This is a genomic window from Achromobacter sp. (genome assembly GCF_036567245.1).
Taxonomy (GTDB): Bacteria; Pseudomonadota; Gammaproteobacteria; order Burkholderiales; family Burkholderiaceae_B; genus Achromobacter.
This window is the reverse complement of record NZ_DATCUY010000473.1, coordinates 1-7100: the sequence shown is the minus strand read 5'-3', so window position 1 is coordinate 7100 and position 7100 is coordinate 1. Positions and strand designations below refer to the sequence as shown.

Genomic DNA, 7100 nt, shown 5'->3' with positions numbered 1-7100 from the left:
TCGCGCGCCACGCTGCGTTCGACGGCGGGCAGCTCGGGCGCCGCCTCGGCCGGCGCACTCAGATCGATGCCATGATGCATTGCTCGAATCCCCTGGCGATGTAGCGGTGAACGGTGCGTAGCGATACGTTGAGGCGGGTGGCGATCTCGCCATGGCTCAGGCCTTCCAACTGCGCCATCAGGAATGCCTGGCGGGCCGGCAGGGAAAGGCCCGCCAGCATCTCGTCGATTTCCTGCAGCGTTTCCAGGATGATCAGGCGCTGCTCGGCCGAAGGCGCCAGGGCCTCTGGCATCAGCGCCAGCGCTTCCAGGTAGGCCTGCTCCACCGAGCGCCGCCGGTGGTGGTTGAGCAGCAGGCGCTTGGCGATGGTGGTCAGATAGGCGCGCGGCTCGCGCAAGGCGTCCAATTCGTGGCGGTGGCGCAGCACTCGCACAAAAGTGTCCTGCGCCAGATCGGCCGCATCGAAGCTGTTACCCAGCTTGGCGCGCAGCCAGCCATGCAGCCATCCATGGTGAGCGCGGTACAACAGATGGACGTTGTCGCCGGCGGCGACCGCGGGATTCGGCACGGAGGGCTCCCTGAACTTTCAACTACAAATAGAAATCAATCTCATTCTAAATGCAAAACCATGATTCCGGTCAAGTCCGTGCGCCGCGCTTGACGGGGATATGATGGGGACGGATTTCTCCCTACAGGCCTGCCCCATGCTCTACGCCGCGCTCAAATTCATCCACCTGATGGCCGTGATCCTATGGGTCGGGGGCATGCTGTTCGCGCACTGTTTCCTGCGGCCGGCGGCCGCGCAGTTGGAACCACCGGTCCGGCTGCGGCTGATGGCGTCGGTGCTGGGTCCATTCCTGAATGCCGTGCTGGCGGCCATCCTGCTGATCCTGGCGACCGGCGCGGTGATGATCGGCCAGGAAGCCAGCCAGGCGGCGCAGACGGGCGGCGCCTTCTTCATGCCGCGCAGCTGGACCATCATGGCTTCGGGCGGCCTGGTCATGACGGCCATCTATGCCTACATCCGCTTCGTGCTCTATCCGCAGCTGCGAGCGGCGGTCGCCGCGTCCGAGTGGCCCCAGGGCGGGCAGGCCATGGGCGGCATACGCCGCTGGGTCGGCATCAACCTGCTGCTGGGCATCGCCATCGTGGCCATCGTCTTTCTGGGGTAGGCGGATATCAGCCGGCGCCCGCCAGCTATCGGGCATGCGCAGGCTGGTATCGGAATTCTTTTGCTTGGTGCAATACGTAGTACATCCGCGCTGGCCACACTGCGGATGACTCTCGCGGGCCTACACAAACAAAAGGAATCTCCATGATCAAGCGTGTCTTCCAACTGGCCGCCCTCGGCCTGTTCGCCTCCGCCTCGGCCGCGCATGCCGCGGCCCCCATCGACAACAGCGCCCTGGACAAGCCGGAGTTCCGCGAACACAAGGCCACCTACGGCGTGGTCTACCGCCTGCCCCAGGACGTCAACGCCATCCTGGACGCCAAGATCAACGCCACGCTGAAGGCCGACCTGCTCAAGCTGGGCCTGAAGACCGAGGCCGAAACGCCCAACATGCCGCACGTGACGGTGGTGCACATCCACAGCGCCGACCCCGAAACGCCCGCCCGCATGTTGAAGGCCCTGCCCAAGCCGCCGGCTCCGCTGCAGGTCACGCTGAAGAACTTCTATCCGACCGAAGCCGCCAAGGGCGCGGGCCACCCGTGGTGGCTGGACCTGGGCGTGGTCAAGAGCGGCCAAGGCTTCGAGGACATGATGCGCTACAACACCGTCGCCACCGCCGCCCTGGCGCCCCTGCGCGATGGTCCGCTGCCGCGCGTCACCGGCCCCGTCTACGCCAAGATGGGCGATGCCGGAAAGGATCTGGTCAAGACCCTGGGCGTGAGCGGCGTGAACATCATGCAGGACGGCAAGGAAGTGCGCGCGCACAACCCGCACACCACGTTGGTCTACAGCATGGCCCTGTACGACGCGCGCCTGCAGGACGCCATGAAGCAGGAATCCGATAAGTTCAACGCCGTACTGCCCGACGGCATCAACACCACCTTCAAGGACGTGTCCATCGTCGAAATCGGCTTCGCCGGCAACGTGGTGCGCGAGATCTACCGCGTCAGCCTGGAAGACGGCTCGGCCATCGACGTGGCCACGGGCAAGAAGGCCGGTTCCTAAGCAGCCCCAGTTGCGGGAACGGCCTCCCCGGTTCGCCGTTCCCGCAATAAATTTCCTACCTGCCAACGGGCGGCGGGCTGTCTGAAAACACGATCCGCTGATCGCTGCGGCCCCTGATGCTGTCATTTCATGGCAGCATTACGGATCCGCCCTCCCCGCCCGTCCTCATGTCCCGCACCGAACGCCTCCTGGGCCTGATGCAGACCTTGCGCTGCCATCGCCGCCCCGTCAGCGGCCGCCAGCTGGCCGCCGACCTCGGCGTCAGCATACGCACGCTGTACCGCGACATCGCCACCCTGCAAGCGCAGGGCGCCGAGATCGAGGGCGAGCCGGGCGTGGGCTACGTGCTGCGGCCCGGCTTCATGTTGCCGCCGCTGATGTTCAGCACCGAAGAGATCGAAGCGCTGGTGCTGGGCACCCGCTGGGTGGCGGACCGCGCCGACCCGCGCCTGGCGCAAGCCGCGAGCAATGCGCTGGCCAAGATCGGCGCGGTGCTGCCGGCGGAGCTGCGCGACGGGCTGGATGCGATACCGCTGCTGGTCGGCCCCAGCTCGATGCGGGTGATAGACCGGGTGGACCTGGCGCTGATCCGTCACGCGATACGCTGCGAACAGAAAATCGACATCACCTACCGCGACGACAAGGGCGCCGATTCCGCGCGGGTGATCTGGCCGTTTGCGCTGGGATTCTTCGACAGCGTGCGCATCGTCATGGCCTGGTGCGAACTGCGCCAGGATTTCCGCCATTTCCGTACCGACCGCATCGCCACGCTGACGCCCGGCCCGCGCTATCCCAAGCGTCGGCATGCCCTGCTCAAGGAGTGGCGCGCGATCGAACATACGCCCAAGAAATGCTGATACAGGCTACTGCCAAAAACTGACAGTACCCCTGTCTAAGATGAGCGCGTCTACCACCCGGAGCGCATCATGTCAGACACCAATTTCGTCATTTTCTACGTCGAAAAGCCCGCCGCCAGCGCCGCCTTCTACAGCGCCCTGCTGCAGCGCCCGCCCGTCGAAAGCTCCCCCACCTTCGCGCTGTTCAGGCTGGATTCCGGCCTGATGCTGGGCCTGTGGTCGCGCTACACCGTGGAGCCGGCCGCCGCCGGCCGCGGCGGCGCGACCGAGCTGGCGTTCACCGTCCCCGACGCGCAGGCGCTGGACCGCCGCCACGTGGACTGGAGCCTGCGCGGCCTGCCTATCCTGCAGGCGCCCACCGACATGGACTTCGGCCGCACCTTCGTGGCGCTGGACCCCGACGGCCACCGGCTGCGCGTGTTCGCCCCCGCGCCGCAGGAGCAGGCTGCGGAGCAGCACGCGCCGGCCATGGCCAGTGCCTGAAGCGCGCATATGAAACGGGGGCCTGAGACTCCCGCCTCGGCCCCCAATTCAGGCTTGCGCCCGAACCCGGCGCGGCAACATCAGGAACGCTGATCGCGCGGGGTCAGCGCCACGGCTTCGCCGCGCCGGCGGAACAGCAGCTGATACAGCACGGCCAGCACCAGCAGGAACGGCACGCCGAACACCAGCGTCATCTTGAAGACGCTGGTGAAGTAGGTGGTGGCCAGAATGGCCAGCATCGCGCCCGCGCCCAGCAGGGTCAGCACCGGAAAGCCCGGCATGCGGAACGACAGCTTGCCGCCGCCTTCGCGCGCCCAGCGGCGGCGAAAGCAGTAGTGGGTCACGAAGATCATCATCCAGGTGAACAGCGCCCCGAACATCGAAATCGCCATCATCAGCGTGAACGAGGTCTCGGGATACAGCACGTTCAGCACCGCGGCGATGGCAATGCCGCTGGTCGACAGCAGCAACGCGTTCAGCGGCGTGCCGTTGCGGCTCAGCCGGCCGAAGGCGGACGGCGCATGGCCGGCGCGCGACAGGCTGAACATCATGCGGGTGGTGATGTACAGCTGGCTGTTCATCGCCGACAGCGCCGCCACCAGCACGATGAAGTTGATGACGCCCGCCGCCCCCGGAATCTCCAGCGCCTGCATCACCTTGACGAAGGGACTGCCGCCCTTGCCGGCCTCGTCCCAGGGCACGATGGCCAGGATCAGCGCCAGCGTCAGCAGGTAGAACACCACCAACCGGACGATGGTGGCGCGGAAGGCCTGCTTGACCGCGCGCTCGGGATCCTCGGCCTCGCCCGCCGCCACCGCAATCATCTCCACACTGAGGTAGCTGAAGATCGAGATGACCACGGCGATCCACATGCCCCAGACGCCGTTCGGGAAGAAGCCGCCGTGCGAGGTGTACAGCGCCGTGCCGTATTGCGGATTGCCCCAGACCACGTAGGCGCCCAGGATGATGAAGGCCACGATGGCGGTGATCTTGATGGTCGAGAACCAGTACTCGACCGTGCCGAAGGTCTTGACGCTCATGGCGTTGATGAAGATCAGCACCGCCGAGAACAGGCAGACCCACTGCCAGCCCGGCACGTCCGGGAACCAGAACTTCATGTACTCCGCCACGGCGGTGACTTCCGTGCCCACCGCCAGCACCACGCAGGACCAGTACGCATAGCGCACCAGAAAGCCCGCCAGCGGGCCGACGTAGTGCTCGGCGTAGGCGCCGAACGAGCCCGAGGTGGAATGCGCCACCGTCATTTCCGCCAGGCAGCCCATCAGCAGCAGCGTGATCAGGCCGCCGATGGCGTAGCTGATGATCACGCTGGGCCCGGCGAAGCCGATGGCGAACTTGCTGCCCAGGAACAGGCCGGTGCCTATGGCGCCGCCGATGGCAATCATGCTCATCTGTCCCGAGGTCAGGCGACGCTTCAGGCCCTGCTCGCGTTCGGCGATCTGGCCGAATCCTTTCTGTTGTTGCATTGTCTCCTCCAGGTCCTGCGCTCTCTTTGTGGATGTAGGGCCGGTCCGGCCCGCGCAATACGGCTGCGTCGCGGCGCTCAGGTCACGGCGGCGCGATGCTTGAATTCCGGCTTGTCCCAGGAACGCGTATCCAGCACGTCCTTCAGGATGTCGACGGCGTCCCACACGTCGGCGTAGCCGAAGTACAGCGGCGTCAGGCCGAAGCGCAGCACCTCGGGCTCGCGGTAGTCGCCAATCACGCCGCGCGCGATCAGCGCCTGCATCACCTCGAAGCCGTTGGGATGGCGGAAGCTGACGTGGCTGCCGCGGTCGGCGTGCTTGCGCGGCGTCACCAGCGTAAGGGGGTGGTCGGCGCAGCGCTCTTCCACCAGCGCGATGAACAGGTCGCCCAGCGCCAGCGACTTCTTGCGCACCTCGGCCATGTCGGCGGCGTGCGCCACGTCCAGGCCGCATTCCACCAGCGACAGCGACACGATGGGCTGGGTGCCGCACAGGTAGCGGCGCACGCCGCCCGCCGGCTCGTAGGCCACGGCCATGTCGAACGGCCGCGTGTGGCCCCACCAGCCGGACAGCGGCTGCCAGAAATCCTTGGTGTGGCGCGGCGCCACCCAGATGAAGGCGGGCGAGCCCGGGCCGCCGTTCAGGTACTTATAGGTGCAGCCCACGGCGAAGTCGGCGTTGGCGCCGTTCAGGTCCACCGGCACCGCGCCCGCGGCGTGCGCCAGATCCCAGATGGCCAGCGCGCCGCGTTCGTGCGCCAGCGCCGTCACGGCGGCCATGTCGTGCATCTGGCCGCTGCGGTAGTTCACGTGCGACAGCAGCATCACGGCCACGGACTCGTCCAGCGCCTTTTCCAGCGGCAGGTCGTCGTCGATCAGGCGCATTTCGTAGCCCTGCTGCAGCAGGTCGATCATGCCCTGGATCATGTAGAGATCGGTGGGGAAGTTGTCGCGCTCGGACAGGATGACGCGGCGCTGCGGGTGCTGGTGCTGCTGGATGCGCAGGGCGGCGGCCAGCGCCTTGAAGATGTTCAGCGAGGTCGTGTCGGTCACGACCAGCTCGCCGTCGCGCGCGCCGAGCAGGCGGCCCAGCTTGTCGCCCAAGCGGGCGGGCAGTTCGAACCAGCCCGCGGTGTTCCAGCTGCGGATCAGGCCCGTGCCCCATTCCTGGCCGATCACGGCGGCAGCGCGGGCGGCGGCGTCCTTGGGCAGCACGCCCAGGGAGTTGCCGTCCATGTAGAGCACGCCGGGCGGCAGGTCGAAACGGTCTTTGAGGGGCGCCAGGGGGTCCTGGCGGTCGGCGTCAACGCAGGCGTCGCGGGTGTTCATCTTCTGCTCCAAGAGGCTATATTCTGGATACATACTATCAGCGCGATCGGGCTGATAAATTGCAAATTCAGGCGCGGAATACCCTAGGTTTCCGCATTGGATTGCACATAATCCATATTTTTGGAATTTGATTGCACCATGCAAATCGACGCGACAGACCAGCGCATTCTGTACCGGCTGCAGGAAAACGGCCATCTCAGCAACCAGGACCTGGCCGAACAGGTGGCGCTGTCGCCCTCGGCCTGCCTGCGGCGGGTGCGCGCCCTGGAGGAAAGCGGGCTGATCCGCAACTATCGCGCCGTGCTGGATGCCGAAAAGCTGGGTTTCGAGCTGGAGGCCATCGTCCACGTATCGCTGGACCAGTCGCGCCCGGGCTGGCACGAGGAGTTCCTGGCCGGCATCGCGCTGCATGACGAGATCACCGAGGCCAGCATCGTGACCGGCGCGTCCAACTACATCCTGACGGTATGCACGCGCAATCTGAAGGCGTTCTCACAGTTCGTCGAAGACAAGCTCAGCAAGATCCCGGGGGTACGGAACCTGTCCTCGCATATCGTCATGCGCAAAGTGAAGAACCGCGGCGGCATGCTGCCGCTGGCAAGCTGGCGCTAGGGCCCGCTCAGGCCGGGCTCAGCCGCAGGAAGCCGAACACGGTCACGAAATGGCAGGCCGTGCCGCCCATGACGAACAGGTGCCAGATGCCGTGCGCGTGCGGCCAGCGCTGGTCGTTGACGTAGAACAGCGTGCCGGCGGTATAGACCGCCGCGCC

8 protein-coding genes are annotated in these 7100 nt (G+C 66.2%); 5 read left to right on the top strand and 3 right to left on the bottom strand.

The genetic code is table 11. From position 1 onward, the window contains the following. Positions 1–58 precede the first annotated feature (58 nt). Complete coding sequence (locus VIR09_RS20010) at positions 59–568, bottom strand: sigma-70 family RNA polymerase sigma factor (RefSeq protein ID WP_332014443.1); 510 nt, start codon at positions 566–568, stop codon at positions 59–61. A 136-nt stretch (positions 569–704) separates the two neighbouring features. On the opposite strand from VIR09_RS20010, the gene VIR09_RS20005 reads away from it, so the two are divergent. From VIR09_RS20005 to VIR09_RS19990, 4 genes are all read left to right on the top strand, one after another. Next, positions 705–1172 (top strand): CopD family protein, encoded by a 468-nt coding sequence (locus VIR09_RS20005; protein ID WP_332014442.1) that lies wholly within the window; start codon positions 705–707, stop codon positions 1170–1172. A gap of 143 nt (positions 1173–1315) precedes the next feature. Continuing rightward, complete coding sequence (locus VIR09_RS20000) at positions 1316–2176, top strand: hypothetical protein (protein WP_332014441.1); 861 nt, start codon at positions 1316–1318, stop codon at positions 2174–2176. A gap of 167 nt (positions 2177–2343) precedes the next feature. After that, the gene (locus VIR09_RS19995; RefSeq protein ID WP_332014440.1) at positions 2344–3033 is read left to right on the top strand and encodes a YafY family protein; all 690 of its coding nucleotides are present in this window, start codon (positions 2344–2346) and stop codon (positions 3031–3033) included. 69 nt (positions 3034–3102) lie between these two features. After that, positions 3103–3516, top strand: coding sequence for a VOC family protein (locus tag VIR09_RS19990; RefSeq protein ID WP_013395864.1), 414 nt, complete (start codon positions 3103–3105; stop codon positions 3514–3516). Positions 3517–3596: 80 nt separating this feature from the next. On the opposite strand, the gene VIR09_RS19985 is transcribed toward VIR09_RS19990, so the two are convergent. After that, the gene (locus tag VIR09_RS19985; RefSeq protein ID WP_332014439.1) at positions 3597–5003 is read right to left on the bottom strand and encodes an amino acid permease; all 1407 of its coding nucleotides are present in this window, start codon (positions 5001–5003) and stop codon (positions 3597–3599) included. Positions 5004–5080: 77 nt separating this feature from the next. Next, complete coding sequence (gene kynU, locus VIR09_RS19980) at positions 5081–6331, bottom strand: kynureninase (RefSeq protein ID WP_332014438.1); 1251 nt, start codon at positions 6329–6331, stop codon at positions 5081–5083. Positions 6332–6469: 138 nt separating this feature from the next. Here kynU and VIR09_RS19975 point away from each other — a divergent pair, with 138 nt between their 5' ends. Continuing rightward, positions 6470–6943: an Lrp/AsnC family transcriptional regulator gene (locus VIR09_RS19975; protein ID WP_332014437.1), complete on the top strand. Its 474-nt coding sequence runs from the start codon at positions 6470–6472 to the stop codon at positions 6941–6943. Positions 6944–7100: the final 157 nt, after the last annotated feature.

Excerpts from the sequence above, each read along its gene's own strand:
- kynU (WP_332014438.1), bottom strand. The coding sequence starts at position 6,331 with ATGAACACCCGCGACGCCTGCGTTGACGCCGACCGCCAGGACCCCCTG.
- VIR09_RS20000 (WP_332014441.1), top strand. The coding sequence starts at position 1,316 with ATGATCAAGCGTGTCTTCCAACTGGCCGCCCTCGGCCTGTTCGCCTCC.
- VIR09_RS19995 (WP_332014440.1), top strand. The coding sequence starts at position 2,344 with ATGTCCCGCACCGAACGCCTCCTGGGCCTGATGCAGACCTTGCGCTGC.
- VIR09_RS20005 (WP_332014442.1), top strand. The coding sequence starts at position 705 with ATGCTCTACGCCGCGCTCAAATTCATCCACCTGATGGCCGTGATCCTA.
- VIR09_RS19990 (WP_013395864.1), top strand. The coding sequence starts at position 3,103 with ATGTCAGACACCAATTTCGTCATTTTCTACGTCGAAAAGCCCGCCGCC.
- VIR09_RS19975 (WP_332014437.1), top strand. The coding sequence starts at position 6,470 with ATGCAAATCGACGCGACAGACCAGCGCATTCTGTACCGGCTGCAGGAA.
- VIR09_RS19985 (WP_332014439.1), bottom strand. The coding sequence starts at position 5,003 with ATGCAACAACAGAAAGGATTCGGCCAGATCGCCGAACGCGAGCAGGGC.